At 68.4% G+C, this 16075-nt stretch carries 11 protein-coding genes; 8 read left to right on the top strand and 3 right to left on the bottom strand.

Annotated features, from left to right (window positions below; genetic code table 11):
* The first annotated feature begins 17 nt into the window (after window positions 1-17).
* Window positions 18-344, top strand: a complete 327-nt coding sequence (locus ACPUER_RS18885) for an antibiotic biosynthesis monooxygenase family protein (RefSeq protein WP_175960762.1) — start codon at window positions 18-20, stop codon at window positions 342-344.
* A 59-nt stretch (window positions 345-403) separates the two neighbouring features.
* Here the strand turns inward: ACPUER_RS18885 and ACPUER_RS18880 are convergent, their stop codons facing one another.
* Window positions 404-1336 (bottom strand): LysR family transcriptional regulator, encoded by a 933-nt coding sequence (locus ACPUER_RS18880; RefSeq protein ID WP_065502871.1) that lies wholly within the window; start codon window positions 1334-1336, stop codon window positions 404-406.
* A 205-nt stretch (window positions 1337-1541) separates the two neighbouring features.
* Here ACPUER_RS18880 and ACPUER_RS18875 point away from each other — a divergent pair, with 205 nt between their 5' ends.
* The 4 genes from ACPUER_RS18875 to pdeR all read left to right on the top strand — a co-directional run bounded on the left by ACPUER_RS18875 (window position 1542) and on the right by pdeR (window position 10130).
* Entirely contained in the window at window positions 1542-2315 is a 774-nt protein-coding gene (locus ACPUER_RS18875) for a putative hydro-lyase (protein ID WP_034182034.1), read from the top strand.
* Between the two features lie 70 nt (window positions 2316-2385).
* Entirely contained in the window at window positions 2386-3684 is a 1299-nt protein-coding gene (locus ACPUER_RS18870; protein WP_175960761.1) for an MFS transporter, read from the top strand.
* Between the two features lie 115 nt (window positions 3685-3799).
* A complete protein-coding gene (locus ACPUER_RS18865; protein WP_425131854.1) occupies window positions 3800-7438 on the top strand; it encodes a hydantoinase B/oxoprolinase family protein in 3639 nt (1212 codons plus the stop codon).
* A 688-nt stretch (window positions 7439-8126) separates the two neighbouring features.
* Complete coding sequence (gene pdeR, locus ACPUER_RS18860) at window positions 8127-10130, top strand: cyclic di-GMP phosphodiesterase (RefSeq protein ID WP_425131853.1); 2004 nt, start codon at window positions 8127-8129, stop codon at window positions 10128-10130.
* 132 nt (window positions 10131-10262) lie between these two features.
* Here pdeR and ACPUER_RS18855 read toward each other — a convergent pair whose 3' ends face one another.
* Window positions 10263-11126 (bottom strand): crotonase/enoyl-CoA hydratase family protein, encoded by an 864-nt coding sequence (locus tag ACPUER_RS18855; RefSeq protein ID WP_204422376.1) that lies wholly within the window; start codon window positions 11124-11126, stop codon window positions 10263-10265.
* 522 nt (window positions 11127-11648) lie between these two features.
* On the opposite strand from ACPUER_RS18855, the gene ACPUER_RS18850 reads away from it, so the two are divergent.
* Complete coding sequence (locus tag ACPUER_RS18850; protein ID WP_425131852.1) at window positions 11649-13619, top strand: APC family permease; 1971 nt, start codon at window positions 11649-11651, stop codon at window positions 13617-13619.
* A 21-nt stretch (window positions 13620-13640) separates the two neighbouring features.
* A complete protein-coding gene (locus ACPUER_RS18845; RefSeq protein ID WP_275557390.1) occupies window positions 13641-13766 on the top strand; it encodes a hypothetical protein in 126 nt (41 codons plus the stop codon).
* Between the two features lie 6 nt (window positions 13767-13772).
* Here ACPUER_RS18845 and ACPUER_RS18840 read toward each other — a convergent pair whose 3' ends face one another.
* On the bottom strand, window positions 13773-13931 hold the full coding sequence (locus tag ACPUER_RS18840; RefSeq protein WP_175960757.1) for a hypothetical protein: 159 nt from the start codon (window positions 13929-13931) through the stop codon (window positions 13773-13775).
* A gap of 220 nt (window positions 13932-14151) precedes the next feature.
* Between ACPUER_RS18840 and ACPUER_RS18835 the strand changes: the two genes are divergently transcribed.
* Window positions 14152-16071, top strand: coding sequence for a DUF3857 domain-containing transglutaminase family protein (locus tag ACPUER_RS18835; protein ID WP_425131851.1), 1920 nt, complete (start codon window positions 14152-14154; stop codon window positions 16069-16071).
* The last annotated feature ends 4 nt before the right edge of the window (window positions 16072-16075 follow it).

Below are 16075 nucleotides of genomic sequence, written 5' to 3'. Positions count from 1 at the left end.
TTTCAGACGGAGCGGGCATGTACGCGTCGACCTTCATTTTTCGTGCCGGGCAATACGATGACGAATTCCACCGGCTCGACCGGCAGATCGCCGACATGGCGCGCGCGACGCCCGGCTATCTCGGCGAGGAGACGTGGGAGAACGCCGAAGCGGGGTTGATCCAGAACGTCTACTACTGGGAATCGGAAGCGGCACTGCAGCAATTGATGCAGCATCCGGCGCACCTCGAAGCGAAGGCGAAGCAGGCGCGCTGGCTCGACGGCTATCGCGTCGTGATCTCGAAGGTGCTCCGCGAGTACGGCGACGGCAAGCTGGCGCAGCCGCATGCGGCTCAATCCGCGTGACTGGCTGCCTGATTCAGGCGAACCGATGACGGCACGGCGTCCGGCTGTGCCGCGCCGCTTCAAAGCGCCTCAACCAACCGCCGCGTACTCTTCTCGCAGTACTCATGACACGCTGCCCGCGCGGCAATCGACGCGCCGTGCACGAACCGCGGCGCATCCGCGCGCCGCGACATCGACACGACGATCGACGGCGGCGACGGCTGCAGCGGCAGTTCGACGACTTCGCCGCTCTCGATCAGCGCATCGACGAACAGCACCGGAATCGCGGCGACGCCGAAGCCGTCGCGCACGAGCTGCACGATCACCGAGATCGACGGCGATCCGGTAATGCGCGTGTCCGACAGCGGCACGCCATGCGCATGCGCAAGGGTACGGACGATGTCCTCGAGCGCGCGGTGGGGCGCGGTGCCGCGCCCGTAGGTCAGGATCGGCTGGCGCAGCACCTGCCGCGCAAGGCCCGTGCGCGTGTTCGGCAGCAGCCCCGCGCGCGCGATCCAGCGCACCGGATAGTTCGCGAGCGCGTCGCAGACGACCGACGCCTCGTCGCTGCCCTCGACGCGGATGATCAGGTCGAGCTCGCCGGCCATCAGCCGGCGCTGCAGCACGACGCTCACGTCGACGGTCAGGTCGATCTCGAGTTGCGGGTAGTCGGCCGCGAGGCGGCGCATATAGTGCGGCAGCCAGCTATGCACGACGGTCTCGATCACGCCGAGCCGCAGCTTGCCGCGCAGCGCGCTCTCGCCGGACGCGGCGGCCTGCAGCTCCTGCGTCGCCTCGACCACGGCTTTCGCATAGCCGAGCAGGTACTCGCCGTTCGGCGTGAGCCGGAATTCGCGGCTGTCGCGGTCGACGAGTACCGTCTGCAATTCGTCCTCGAGCGCCTTCAGGCGCTGCGAGATCGCGGCCGGCGTCGCGTGCAGCGCGGCGGCCGTCGTGCGGAAGTTGCGCAGCTTCGCGAGCGTGACGAAGGTTTCGAGAAAACGCGTGTTCATGGCGGTCGGCAAGGCATTGGGCGCGCAGCTTGCCCCGCTGAAAAAATGAACGGGACCGGGGAAAACCCGAAGATACGTTAAGAAATTCTATACACGCAGCGCAAAAAAACTCGTTGGCGACAAAATTATTTCTTTTCTATTCTTCGCCGTATCCGATGACGCGACACCGTCATCCCGACCACATCCCGATCTGCCATTGAATCTCATGACGCCTTCCGAATTCCGCCAGTCCGTGCGTCGCGGCGCGTTCCGCGGCCCGACCGCAGGCCATTGCGGCCCGTTCGCGCAAGCGAATCTCGCGATCCTGCCCGATGCGTACGCGCACGATTTCCTGCGCTTTTGTCAGGCGAATCCGAAGGCGTGCCCGCTGCTCGGCGTCGGCGAACCGGGCGCGTTCCGGATCGACGCGCTCGGCGAGGATCTCGACATCCGCACCGACGTGCCGAGCTACAACGTGTACCGCGACGGCCGCCTGACCGAACGCGTCGAGTCGCTGGAGGCGCTGTGGCGCGACGATTTCGTCGTGTTCGCGATCGGCTGCTCGTTCTCGTTCGAGGAGATGCTCGCCCGTGAAGGGATCGGGCTGCGCCACGTCGAGGAGGGCCGCAACGTGCCGATGTACCGCACGTCGATTCCGAACCGGCGCGCAGGCATCTTCGGCGGCCGGCTCGTCGTGTCGATGCGGCCGATGCGCGGCGCCGATGCGATCCGTGCGGTGCAGATCACGAGCCGCTTTCCGGGCGTGCACGGCGCGCCGATCCATATCGGCCACCCGCAGGAACTGGGCATCGCGGATCTGAACGCACCCGAATTCGGCGACGCGGTGACGATCCGCGACGGCGAGCTGCCGGTGTTCTGGGCGTGCGGCGTGACGCCGCAAACCGCGCTGATGGACGCGAAGCTGCCGATCGCGATCGCGCATACGCCCGGCCACATGCTGATGACCGACATCACGAACGCGTCGCTGGCCGTGTTCTGATCCGGCATCGCGGCGACGCACACACGACACACGCACACAATTGACGGCGCATAACGACAGGAGCACCACCATGGAAAGCAAGACCCTCGCGGCACCCGCCGCCGAGCCCGCGAGCCCCGAGCGTAGCGGCCTGTTCTCGTGGTACGCATACGCGCAGCCGCGCGAGCGCCGCGCGTTCTGGAGCTGCAAGGTCGGCTACATGCTCGACGGGATGGACACGCAGATGCTGTCGTTCGTGATCCCGACGCTCGTCGCGACCTGGGGCATCTCGCTCGCGGACGCCGGCTTCATCGGCACGATCACGCTGCTCGCGTCGGCGCTCGGCGGCTGGATCGCCGGCATCCTGTCCGACCGGATCGGCCGCGTGCGCACGCTGCAGCTCACGGTGCTGTGGTTCGCGGTGTTCACCGCGCTGTGCGGGCTCGCGCAGAACTATCACCAGTTGCTCGCGGCGCGCGCGCTGATGGGCTTCGGCTTCGGCGGCGAGTGGACGGCCGGCGCGGTGCTGATCGGCGAGGTGATCCGCGCGCGCGATCGCGGCAGGGCGGTCGGCCTGGTGCAATCGGGCTGGGCGATCGGCTGGGGGCTGTGCGCGCTGCTGTATGCGCTGCTGTTCTCGGTGCTGCCGGCCGAGCAGGCGTGGCGCGCGCTGTTCCTCGTCGGGCTGGCGCCCGCGCTGCTGGTCGTCGCGATCCGCCGCTACGTGAAGGAGCCGGACGTCTACGAAAAGGAGAAGGCCGCGCAGGCGAAGGTGGCCGACGCGCCGCGCCTCACCGAGATCTTCGCGCCGAAGCTGATCACGACGACGCTGCGCGCGGCGCTGCTGACGACCGGCGCGCAGGGCGGCTACTACGCGATCACGACGTGGCTGCCGACCTTCCTGAAGACCGAGCGGCACCTGACCGTGATGGGCACCGGCGGTTATCTCGCGATGATCATCTTCGGCTCGTGGGTCGGCTACCTGACGAGCGCATACCTGACCGACCGCCTCGGCCGCAAGCCGAACTTCATCCTGTTCGCGGTCGGCTCGATGGCGATCGCGTTCGCGTACACGTCGCTGAACCTGACCAACGCGTCGATGCTGTGGCTCGGCTTCCCGCTCGGCTTCTTCGCGTCGGGCATCTTCTCGGGGATGGGCGCGTTCCTCACCGAACTGTTCCCGACCCGCGTGCGCGGCTCGGGCCAGGGCTTCTGCTACAACGTGGGCCGTGCGATCGGCGCATTGTTCCCGTTCCTGATCGGCGCGCTGTCGAAGCAATACGGGCTCGGCACGAGCATCGGGATCTTCGCCGTTGCCGCATACGGCGTGGTGATCGTCGCCGCGCTGACGCTGCCCGAGACGCGCGGCCGCGAACTCGACGCCGCGTAAGCGGCGGGGCGGCCCGCCCTTCGTTTTCTTCCCCTTTCATCGACACCGTGACACGGCGCGCGACGCGCGCCGTGCGGCGGCGCTCGTTCCGAGATTTCACGACGCATCGACCATCATGACCGACCGACACCTTTCTCCCGTTCCCTCCGACGCCGCACGCTGGCAATTCTGGATCGACCGCGGCGGCACGTTCACCGACATCGTCGCGCGCCGGCCCGACGGCACGCTCGTCACGCACAAGCTGCTGTCGGAGAACCCCGAGCAGTACCGCGACGCGGCGGTGGCCGGCATCCGCCACCTGCTTGGCCTCGCCGACGGCGAGCCGATCACGCCCGAGCGCGTCGACATGGTGAAGATGGGCACGACGGTCGCGACCAACGCGCTGCTCGAACGCAAGGGCGAACGCACCGCGCTCGCGACGACGCGCGGCTTTCGCGACGTGCTGCGCATCGCGTACCAGAACCGGCCGCGGCTGTTCGATCTCGACATCGTGCTGCCCGATGCGCTGTACGAGAGCGTCGTCGAGATCGATGAGCGCATCGGCGCGCATGGCGACGTCGTCGTGCCGCTCGATGTGCAGGATGCCGAAGCGTCGCTGCGCCGCGTGTTCGACACCGGCGTGCGTGTGCTCGCGATCGTGCTGATCCACGGCTACCGCTACACCGCGCATGAACGCGCGCTCGCGGAGCTCGCACGCCGCATCGGCTTCACGCAGGTTTCGGTGTCGCACGAAGTGTCGCCGCTGATGAAGATGGTGTCGCGCGGCGATACGACCGTCGTCGACGCGTACCTGTCGCCGATCCTGCGTCGTTATGTCGAGCAGGTCGCGCACGAGATGCCGGGCGTGAACCTGCAGTTCATGCAGAGCAGCGGCGGGCTGACGCGCGCCGATGCGTTCCAGGGCAAGGACGCGATCCTGTCGGGCCCGGCCGGCGGCATCGTCGGGATGGTGCGCGCCGCGCGCGCGGCCGGCTTCGGTCAGGTGATCGGCTTCGACATGGGCGGCACGTCGACCGACGTGTCGCACTACAACGGCGAATTCGAGCGTGTGTTCGAGACCCAGGTGGCCGGCGTGCGGATGCGTGCGCCGATGATGAGCATCCACACGGTCGCCGCGGGCGGCGGCTCGGTGCTGGGCTTCGACGGCGCGCGGCTGCGCGTCGGACCCGAATCGGCCGGCGCGAACCCGGGGCCGGCCGCGTACCGGCGCGGCGGCCCGCTGACGGTGACCGACTGCAACGTGATGCTCGGCAAGATTCAGCCCGATCATTTCCCGCGCGTGTTCGGCCCACATGCAAACGAGCCGCTCGACCGCGACGGCGTGGCCGCGAAGTTCGCGGCGCTCGCCGATGAAATCCATGCGGCGACGGGGCGGCGCGAAACGCCCGAAGCACTCGCCGAAGGTTTCCTGGAAATCGCGATCGGCAGCATGGCGAACGCGATCAAGAAGATCTCCGTGCAGCGCGGGCACGACGTGTCGCGCTACGTGCTGACGACGTTCGGCGGCGCGGGCGGCCAGCACGCGTGCGGCGTGGCCGACGCGCTCGGGATGACGCAGGTGTTCGCGCATCCGCTCGCGGGCGTGCTGTCCGCATACGGGATGGGCCTGGCCGACCAGACCGCGATGCGCGAGCGCGCGGTCGAGGCCGTGCTGTCCGATGCATCGCTGCCGGCCTTGAACGCGGCGCTCGACCGGCTGGCCGACGAGGCCGTTGGCGCACTGCTCGAACAGGGCGTGCCGCCGGAGCGGATCGCGACCGAGCGGCGCGTGCACCTGCGCTACCAGGGCACCGATTCGGCGCTCGACGTGCCGGCCGGCAGCGTCGACGCGATGCAGCAGGCGTTCGAGGCCGCGTACCGGCAGCGCTACGCATTCCTGATGCCCGGCACGCCGCTCGTCGCCGAACTGGCGTCGGTCGAGGCAATCGGCCGCTCCGACGCGCCGGTGGACATCGCGCCGCTGGCCTCGCGCGGGGAAGGCGCTGCGCCGCGCGCGGATTCCGCCGTGCGCTTCCATTCCGGCGGCCAGTGGCACGACGCGTCGCTCTATGTGCGCGACACGCTGCTCGCAGGCGACGCGATCGACGGCCCGGCGATCGTCGCGGAGAAGAACGGCACGACCGTCGTCGAGCCCGGCTGGCGCGCGCGGATGACCGCGCAGGGCAACCTCGTGCTGACGCGCACGACGCCGCTGCCGACGCGCCGCTCGCTCGGCACCGATGCCGATCCGGTGCGGCTCGAGATCTTCAACAACCTGTTCATGTCGATCGCCGAGCAGATGGGGCTGCGGCTGCAGAACACCGCGTACTCGGTGAACATCAAGGAGCGGCTCGACTTCTCGTGCGCGATCTTCGACGGCGACGGCAACCTGATCGCGAACGCGCCGCACATGCCCGTGCACCTCGGCTCGATGGGCGAGAGCATCCGCACGGTGATCGAGCGCAACCGCGGCCGCATGCGCGACGGCGACGTGTTCATGCTGAACGACCCGTATCACGGCGGCACGCACCTGCCGGACGTGACGGTCATCACGCCGGTGTTCGCGGACGGCTCGGACGCGCCGCTGTTCTACGTCGGCTCGCGCGGCCACCACGCCGACATCGGCGGCACGACGCCGGGCTCGATGCCGCCCGATTCGACGCATATCGACGAGGAAGGCGTGCTGATCGACAACTGGCAGCTCGTGTCGGCCGGCGTGCTGCGCGACGCCGACACGCGCGCGCTGCTCGCATCGGGCCGCTACCCGGCGCGCAACGTCGAGCAGAACATGGCCGACCTGCGCGCGCAGGTCGCCGCGAACCAGAAGGGCGTCGACGAGTTGCGCCGGATGGTCGCGCAGTTCGGCCGCGACGTCGTGCTCGCGTTCATGGGGCACGTGCAGGACAACGCGGAAGAGGCGGTGCGGCGCGTGATCGGCGCGCTGCAGGACGGCGCGTACCGCTATCCGCTCGACAACGGCGCGGAAATTCGCGTCGCGATCCGCGTCGATCGCGCGGCCCGGCGCGCGGAGATCGATTTCACCGGCACGTCCGCGCAGCTCGACAACAACTTCAACGCGCCGAAGGCCGTCTGCATGGCCGCCGTGCTGTACGTGTTCCGCACGCTGGTCGGCGACGACATCCCGCTGAACGCCGGCTGCCTGAAGCCGCTCACGGTGATCGTGCCGGCGCGCTCGATGCTGAACCCCGAGTATCCGGCGGCGGTCGTGTCGGGCAACGTCGAGACATCGTCGGCGATCACCAACGCGCTGTACGGCGCGCTCGGCTGCGTCGCGTCGAGCCAGGGGACGATGAATAACTTCACATTCGGCAACAATCGCTACCAGTACTACGAGACGATCGCGGGCGGCAGCGGCGCGGGCGACGGCTTCGCGGGCGTCGGCGCGGTGCAGACGCACATGACGAACTCGCGGCTCACCGATCCGGAGGTGCTCGAATGGCGCTACCCGGTGCGGCTCGATTCGCACCGGATCCGCGCCGGCTCGGGCGGCGGCGGGCGCTGGCGCGGCGGCGACGGCGCGGTGCGGCGGATCCGCTTCCTCGAGCCGATGACCGCGTCGATCCTGTCGAACAACCGGATCCACGCGCCGTTTGGCGCGGCGGGCGGCGCAGCCGGCGCGCTCGGCCGCAACACGATCGAGCGCGCGGACGGCACGGTCGAGGCGCTCGAGCATATCGGCCGCGCGCAGATGGCGCCGGGCGACGTGTTCGTCGTCGAAACGCCGGGCGGCGGCGGGTACGGCGCGGCGGGCTGAGCCGCGACCCACGCGCGGCAGCGGCGACGGCGGGCGTTCGTGCGGAACGGCGGACGCTCGCCGCGTGTCTCGCGCGCCGGTCGCGACGGCGGCCGTACCGGGTTCACCGGCGTTGTCGACCCGCCGCCGGGATCCGATAAAACATGCCGCTTCGATAGCCGGCGCGATATTGCAACCGACTGTGGAATAAAGCGGTGCATTCACGCTCGAACAGAAACAAATTGACCGGATTTCGCGTTGCCGGAACACGATCCGACCCTGCCGCCGTAGTCCTGAAGACTATCTGTCCCTACATTCTGCGATTTCCAGAAAACCCATACGGAGCAAGGCGCTCCGACTATCCGGCCAGCCCCGTTTCGCACTGCCTCGCCTGCTTTCGAGCATGCCGCCAATCATGAAAAATCCGGCTTGCCAATCGAGTCCCGATTCCTTGACACTCCGCTCTAAATGTGAGTGCCAATCCTCATCGTCATTTGATAAGATGGCTCTCATCATTCGTTAGGCAGAACCTGCGCGCTTCACGCGCGAACGCCGGTCGCATTAGCTGGAAACAAGTACGAGACGAGGGCCGTTGTCACGGCAATCACGGTTGCCCTGCCGGGAACGCGCGCTGCGCGGCCCGGGAAGGCGGGCGGCCAGCTCGCCTCCGTCTACACTGTGCGTTTTTTTTCTGGATCGGGGCGTGTCCATGGATGACGAAAACGATAGCGCGGTGCTCGAGGCGCATGTCGGTACGCGCAGCCCCTGCTGGCGTCTCGGCAGCGACAGCAATGCGCTCGAACTCGCCGCCGTCCGCGGCCTGACCAACGTCGCCATCGCGCTGACGGTCGAGCAGGCCGCGCGCATCCGTGCGCTGACGGGCGTCACGTCGCACCTCGTGCTCGACATCGCGCTGTTCGGCGAGTCGGTCAGCCTCCATCTCGTCGGCAGGAAGGTCAACACGACCGACTGGGCCGGCACGGCCTCCGCGTATTCCGATGCCGTGTCTGTCGCGGAAGATCTCTCGCACGGGCTCGCGTTCGCCGAGCAGGTCGTGTCCGAAGTGAATTCGCTGGTCGTGATCCTCGACCGCAACGGGATGGTGCAGCGTTTCAACCACCTGTGCGAGGAAGTGACGGGCAAGCGCGAGGTCGACGTGATCGGCCGCAGCGCGTTCGAACTGTTCATGAGCCCCGAGCAGGGCGCGCAGTCGCGCAGCAACATCACGGGCTTTTTCGCGAGCAACCGCTCGTTCGCGGTCGAGCGCTACATCAACACGGTCAACGGGCCGCGCCTGTTCCAGTTCCGCAACAAGTTCGTGCAGAGCGGCAGCGGCGTCGAAGAGCAGTTCCTGATCTGCTCGGGCATCGACATCACCGAGGAGCGCAACGCGCAGCAGCGGCTCACCGAACTCGCGAACACCGACGTGCTGACCGGGCTGCCGAACCGCCATGCAATCAGCGAGCGCATCCATGCGGCGATCGCCGCGGAGAGCGCCGTGTCGCGCGGCCAGGTCGGCATCCTGTTCCTCGATCTCGACAACTTCAAGCGCGTCAACGATCACTACGGCCACATCACCGGCGACCGCCTGCTGCAGGACGTGTCGAAGATCATCAGCGGCTGCTTGCCGTCCGGCGCGACGCTCGCGCGGCTCGGCGGCGACGAATTCCTCGTGCTGTTCGAGCACGGCACGCGGCCGCTGCTCGAAGCGACCGCGCAGATCATCCTCGAACGGATGCGCACGCCGATCCACCTCGGACTGATGGAGGTCTATACGAGTTGTTCGATCGGCATCGCGATGCATCCGCAGCACGGCGATTCGCTCGAGACGCTGATCCGCAGCGCGGACACCGCGATGTACGTCGCGAAGGAGGAGGGCAAGCATACGTACCGCGTGTTCTCGCTGGAGATGAACCAGAAGGTCGCGAAGTACATGTGGCTCGACACGAACCTGCGCAAGGCGCTCGAGGAAGAGCAGTTCGTGCTGCACTACCAGCCGGTCGTCGATATCGCGACCGGCGACGTGCGCGGCGTCGAGGCGCTGATCCGCTGGCAGTCGCCCGATCGCGGGCTCGTCGCGCCGATCGAGTTCATCCGCTTCGCGGAGGAGTCGGGGCTGATCGCGCCGCTCGGGCGCTGGGTGATGCGCACCGCGGCCGCGCAGGCCGCCGCGTGGAAGGCGAAGGGGCTCGGCATCCGGATCGCGGTGAACGTGTCCGCGCGGCAGTTGCAGGACACGAACATCGTGCATCAGTTCGCATCGATTCTCGACAGCGCGGGGCTCAAGCCCGGCCTGCTCGACATCGAACTGACCGAGAGCTGCTTCATCGAGGACGAGGATTCCGCCAACAGCCTGATGCGGCAGTTCCGCCAGCTCGGCGCGCAGATCCATCTCGACGATTTCGGCACCGGCTATTCGTCGCTGTCGCAGTTGTCGCGCCTGCCGCTCGACGCGATCAAGCTCGACCGCACCTTCATCACGGCCATCGACCGCAATCCGCGCTCGCAGGCGCTGGTGCGCTCGGTCGTGTCGCTCGCGAAGGCGCTGAATTTCGCGGTGGTCGCCGAAGGCGTCGAGACGCATGCGGAAGCCGATTTCCTCAAGCAGCTCGACGTCGATCACGCGCAGGGCTACTACTACGCGCGGCCGATGCCGGCGCAGGCATTCGAGGCGTGGCTCGCCGAGACGAGAAAGCTCAGGCTGATCGCCTGAGCTCCGTTCCGGAGAGCGGGGGGGGGCCCGGCGCCCGCCCCCCCCCCAAACACCCCCCCCGCCGCCGCCCCCCCGCCCCCCGCCCCCCCCCCCCCCCCCCCCCCCCCCCCCCCCCCCCCCCCCCCCGCCGCATTACACCGTGCGCAGCTTCGACACGCGCCGGTTCTGCAGCATCACCAGGCGTTCCATGTACGCGAGGTCCTTCGGCTCGATCGTGAACGCCGCATGCACCCACGCTTCCGTGATGTCCATCAGCTCCGAGCGCGACAACTGGAACACGCGCTCGCGTGCGCGCAGCATCGCGCGCACGCCGTTCAGCTTCGGCTTCGTCACGTCGATGAAGGTGCGCGTCGCGAGATACGCGTCACCGGCGTCGAACGTCTCGTCGACCAGCCCGCGATCCTCGTACCACTCGGCCGCATGCGTTTCGCCGGTCGAGATCAGCGATTCCGCGATTCCGCGGTCCGCCTTGCGCGTAACGAGCGAATAGCCGCCCATGCCCGGGAACAGGTTGAACGCGATCTCGGGGAACCCGAGCTTCACGCCCTTCTGCGCGAGCACGTAGTGATGCGCGAGCGCCGCTTCGAAGCCGCCGCCGAGCGCGCTGCCCTCGACCATTGCGATCGAGATCGACCCGGTGCCGAAGCCCGTGTAGATCTCGTACACGCCGTCGATGCACGAGCGCGCATAGGCCATCAGCTGGTCGCGCCGGCCGCTGCGGATCGCGTCGACGAAGAAGCTCAGGTCGCCGCCGACGTTGAACAGCTCGGGGACGAGCGAGCCCGTCACCCAGAAGTCGAACGGCAGGCCCGAGTCGCGTGCGACGCGCGCGAGATGGATGATGTCGGTGACGAGTTGCTGGTTGAAGCACGGCCGCGGCTCCGATCGCAGCATCATCCACATGACGTTGCGGCCTTCTTCGTAAAAGGCAGTCAGTTGCGTGAGTTCGCCGGCTTCATAAAACGGGCGGCACGCCGGATGGGATTGGAGTTGCATGGTATGTCCTCGTGAGATGTGGTTTTCGAAGACCATCGCGCCCGGCGCCATGCGGGAATCGGGTTGCCCGCCTGGCGCCGGGCGCGAGGCATCGCCATTGTTGCGCGCGCACAAATGCCGAATTGCGGGGAACAACGCACGACTGGGACGCGGGCGCGGATCGCATGCGCGCGGACGAGACGGGGAGTGACGGGCGACGAGACGTATATCGGAGGCGGCGGACAGTGCGGCGGGCGCGGTCGATGAGGGCGGGAGGGCGGGAGAGCGGGAGGGCGGGAGAGCGGGAGAGCGGGAGAGCGGGAGGGCGAGCCGCAACGCGGCCGGGAGGCCGTTGTGCCGCGCCGGGCCAACACGTGCAGGCGGCCGCTCCTGCGCACGGGCGCCGGCGTCGGTCGCTTACGCGCTGAAAGCGGCGCCGGGCCGGCGGGCGACCCCTATGGAATATGCGGACTGGCGCCGCGAGCGTGCGTCGATTAGCTTTAAGGGATCGCGCCGCCGTGCCGGGTGTGCCGGGAGGGGACCATGACCGCATTCCGGAAGGTGTGGCAGTTGCTGGTCGGAAAACCGCTGGACCCGCTCGATCCGCGCACGCGCCATGCGATCGCCGTGACGCCGTTGCTGGCCTGGGTCGGGCTCGGCGCCGACGGGTTGTCGTCGTCGTGCTACGGCCCGGAAGAGGCGTTCCTCGCGCTGGCGCACCACACGCCGCTCGCGCTGTTTCTCGCGCTCGCGACCGCGGCGACCGTGTTCATCATTGCGCTCGGCTACAACCAGGTGATCGAGCTGTTCCCGACGGGCGGCGGCGGCTACCGCGTCGCGACCGCGCTGCTCGGGGCGAAGCCGGGGCTCGTGTCGGGTGCTGCGCTGCTGGTCGACTACGTGCTGACCGTCGCGACTTCGCTCGCGAGCGGCGTCGACGCGTTCTTCAGCCTGCTGCCGGTCGGCGCGCAGGCATTCAAGCTCACGACCGAGATCGCGCTGATCCTGCTGATGACCGGGCTCAACTTCCGCGGGATGCGCGAGTCGATCATGGTGCTGCTGCCGATCTTCATCGGCTTCGTCGTGCTGCACTTCGGGCTGATCGTGTATGGCGTCGCCGTGCACGGCAGCAACCTCGCGATGATCGTGCCCGATGCCGTGCACGAGGCGCACGGGATGTCGCAGTCGCTCGGCGTGTTCGTGATGCTCGCGCTGCTGATGCGCGCGTTCTCGCTCGGCGGCGGCACCTATACGGGCCTCGAGGCGGTGTCGAACAACGTGAACATGCTCGCCGATCCGCGCGTGCCGAACGGCAAGGTGACGATGTGGTACATGTCGACGTCGCTCGCGTTCACGGCCGGCGGCATCATCCTGCTGTACATGCTGTGGCATGCGCGGCCCGTCGAAGGCGAGACGCTCAACGCGGTCGTGTTCGGCAGCGTGATCGACCATCTCGGGCTCGGCTCGGCGTTCGCGCGGCATGCGTTGCTCGCGGCCGTGCTCGCGTTCGAGGCCGGGCTGCTGATGGTCGGCGCGCAGACGGGCTTTCTCGACGGGCCGGCCGTGCTGTCGAACATGGCGTCGGATTCGTGGGTGCCGCGCCATTTCCGCGACCTGTCGACGCGCCTCGTGCGGCAGAACGGCATCATCGTCGTCGGCCTGTCGAGCCTGCTGATCCTGCTGTGGACGCACGGCAGCGTCGACGTGCTCGTCGTGCTGTACAGCATCAACGTGTTCCTTACGTTCAGCATGTCGCTGCTCGGGCTGTGCACGTACTGGTGGCGCCATCGCAGCGAGCGCGGCTGGTTCAAGCACTTCTTCCTGTCCGCGCTCGGGCTGAGCGTGACAGCGACCGTGCTCGTCATCACGCTGGTCGAGAAGTTTACGGCGGGCGGCTGGCTCACGGTGCTCGTGACGAGCGCGGTGATCGCGCTGTGCTTCATGATCAACCGCCACTACGCGTACACGCGCGCGCAGCTCGCGAAGGAAGATGCGCTGTTCTCCGGCAAGCCGCCCGAAGTCGACGAGGCGAGCGCGCCGGGCAAGCCCGATCCGTCGCAACCGACGGCCGTGCTGCTGGTCGGCAAGCATCGCGGCGCGAGCATGCATGCGCTGCTGTGGGTCAACCGGCTGTTTCCCGGGCACTTCCGCAACGTGATCTTCCTTGCGGTCGGCGAGGTCGATGCGAAGGCGTACGACGGGCACGAACATCTCGAACGGCTGCGTCACTCGATCACCGAAGCGCTCGACTACTATGTCGCGCATTGCCGCCGCAACGGCATCGCGGCCGACTACCGGATCGCGTTCGGCACGAATCCGGTCGTGGAATTCATGAACCTCGCGTCGTCGACGCTCGACGCGTATCCGAATGCCGTGTGCTTCGCGAGCAAGCTGATCTTCCGGCGCGTGAATTTCCTGACCGCGTGGCTGCACAACCAGACGCCCGTCGAGCTGCAGGCGCGCCTGCATGTCGAGGGCAAGCAGATGGTGCTGCTGCCGATGAACGTCGGCTAGCGGTGGCGCGGCAACGGCACCGTGACGGGCGCTGTCACGCCGACGAGCTACGACTCGAAGGGGCTATTGCGCGGGCAGCATGCGCAGGCCGGCGCGCACACGCGCGCGTGGACGTGGCGCGGCAAGCGCGTGGGCGACTGCCGGTAGCAGCCGTCAAGGCTGATGATGCCGATGCGGGCGGTTGGGCCGCCGCAGCGGCGGATGATGGAATTTGGCCCTCAGCCGGTCGCGCCCCGGACGCTTGGCGAAGAACAGCACGGCGAGTGCGGCAAACGCCAGCAGCACGACGACTTCCACGATCCCGTTTTCCATGGTGCCTCCCGCTCGCGGACGGACGATCCTTCGCCGGCGTTCGGCGATCGAGCATATGCCGGCGGCCGCACGCGACGATGCTTCCATGCCTCATTGTAGGCCGGCGGGCACCGGCTTGACGCGTGCGTATGCGTCGCCCACACTGGCCGACACGAGCGTCGCGCGGTTGACCCTGTCCGCTGCGCGGCCGCGCTTTCCGTGAACCGCGACGAGGTGCGATGTGGTGCGCTTTTCTGTCGGCCTGGCCGGCTGGATGCTGGCATGCGCTGCCGCGTTCGTCGCATCGAACGCCGTCGGTGCGACGCCGGGCGCGGGCACGGCGGCGGACGGCGCGAACGGCGTTGCCGACGAAGCGCCCGTCACGCTCGTCAGCGATGTCCACGAATTCGTGATCCGGCACGACGGTTCGCTCGACGAGCACGACGATTCGACGCTGCGCGCGAACAACGCGAACGGCATCGACGCGGTCGCGCAGCGCTACGTGTGGTTCGACAAGAATCTCGAGCGGGTCGACCTGCTCGCGGCCGAGACGATCGACCGCGACGGCGTCGCGCATCCGGTCGGCGCGGACGGCATCCGCGACGTGCAGGAGCCGCGCTCGGCCGGCGCGCCGACGTTCCAGGACGGGCTGTTGCGCACCGTCGTGTTTCCCGGCGTCGAAGCCGGGTCGAGCACGCGCGTGGCGTTCCGCAAGACGCGCACGAAGCCCGTCAATCGCGGCTACTTCGGCTACTACGTGGAGCCGTCGCGCGAGCCCGTCGACAATCAGCGGCTGATCTTCGACGTGCCGGCCGACATGCCGCTGTACGCGGACGCGCGCGGCTATGTCGCGCTGCCGCCGGTCACGGCGAACGGCCGCACGCGCTACGAATTCGACTACCGGCACGGCCCGTACGACCGCATCGAGAACGGCGCGGTCGGCTACCCGACCTACGGCGACCGGCTCGTCGTGTCGACGCTGCCCGACTACGCGGCATTCGCCGCGCGCTACCGCAACGCGGCCGTCGACCCGAGCGTGGACGATCCGGCCGTCGTGCAGCTGGCGCGCGCGCTCACCGCGGCTGCCGCCGATCCGCGCGACAAGGCACGCATCCTGTACGACTGGGTGCAGGCGAACGTGCGCTACGTCGCGCTGTTTCTGGGCGAAACGGCCGCCGCGCCGCATCGTGCGACGGACATCCTGCGCAACCGCTACGGCGACTGCAAGGACCATGTCGCGCTGTTCGGCGCGCTGCTCGCGGCGGTCGGCATCCGCAGCGAACCGGTGCTGATCAATCTCGGTTCGGCGTACACGCTGCCGTCCGTGCCCGGTTACGGCGGCGGCGCGATCAATCACGCGATCACGTGGCTGCCCGATCTCGCGCTTTACGCCGATACGACGACGGCCGGCATCGCGTTCGGCTACCTGCCGCCGATCGTGATGGATCGCCCCGCGCTGCTGGTCGACACGGGCGTGCTGTCGCGCACGCCGGCCACGCAGCCGCGCGGCCGCATCGCCCGGCTCGCGATCGATGCCGCGCAGCCCGGCGCCGCGCGGTTTCATGCGTACATCGAGGACGACGGCTGGACCGCCGAACTCGAACGCAACCTGTTTCGCCGCGCGACGCACGACCGCATCGAGCAGCTCGCGACCGAACGCCTGCGGCAAAGCGGCTTGCGCGGCCGCGCGCAACTGTCGACCAGCGACCGGCGCGTGACCGACGGGCCGTTCGACGTGACGGTGTCGGGCACGCTCGATCATTTCGTGTGGCCCGACGGCACGACCGCGTTGCCCGCGCTGTCGAGCCTCTCGGGCGGCATCGCGACGCAGGTCGAGAGCTGGCTGGCCGAACCCGTGCGCACGCAGCCGTGGGGCTGCATCGGCGGCGCGTTCGACGAAACCGGCCAGATCGCGCTGCCGGCCGACGTCGTCGTGACCGACCTGCCGGCCGACGCGGCCGTGCACGACCGCTTCGTCGATTTCACGTCGCATTACGTGTTCGACGCGGCCGCGCGTGTCGTGCAGGTCACGCGGCGGATGAAGGCTGATTTCGGCCGGCAGGTATGCACGCCCGACGAATTCACGGCGCTGCGCGCGTCGCTCGAACGCATCGAGCGCGATACGCAGGCGCAGATCGTCGTGCGTGCGAAAGGGCGTTGAACGG

It is taken from the genome of Burkholderia sp. DN3021 (assembly GCF_049805555.1).
In the GTDB taxonomy this organism is placed as follows: domain Bacteria; phylum Pseudomonadota; class Gammaproteobacteria; order Burkholderiales; family Burkholderiaceae; genus Burkholderia; species Burkholderia pyrrocinia_C.
This window is presented reverse-complemented; position numbering and strand designations above follow the sequence as displayed.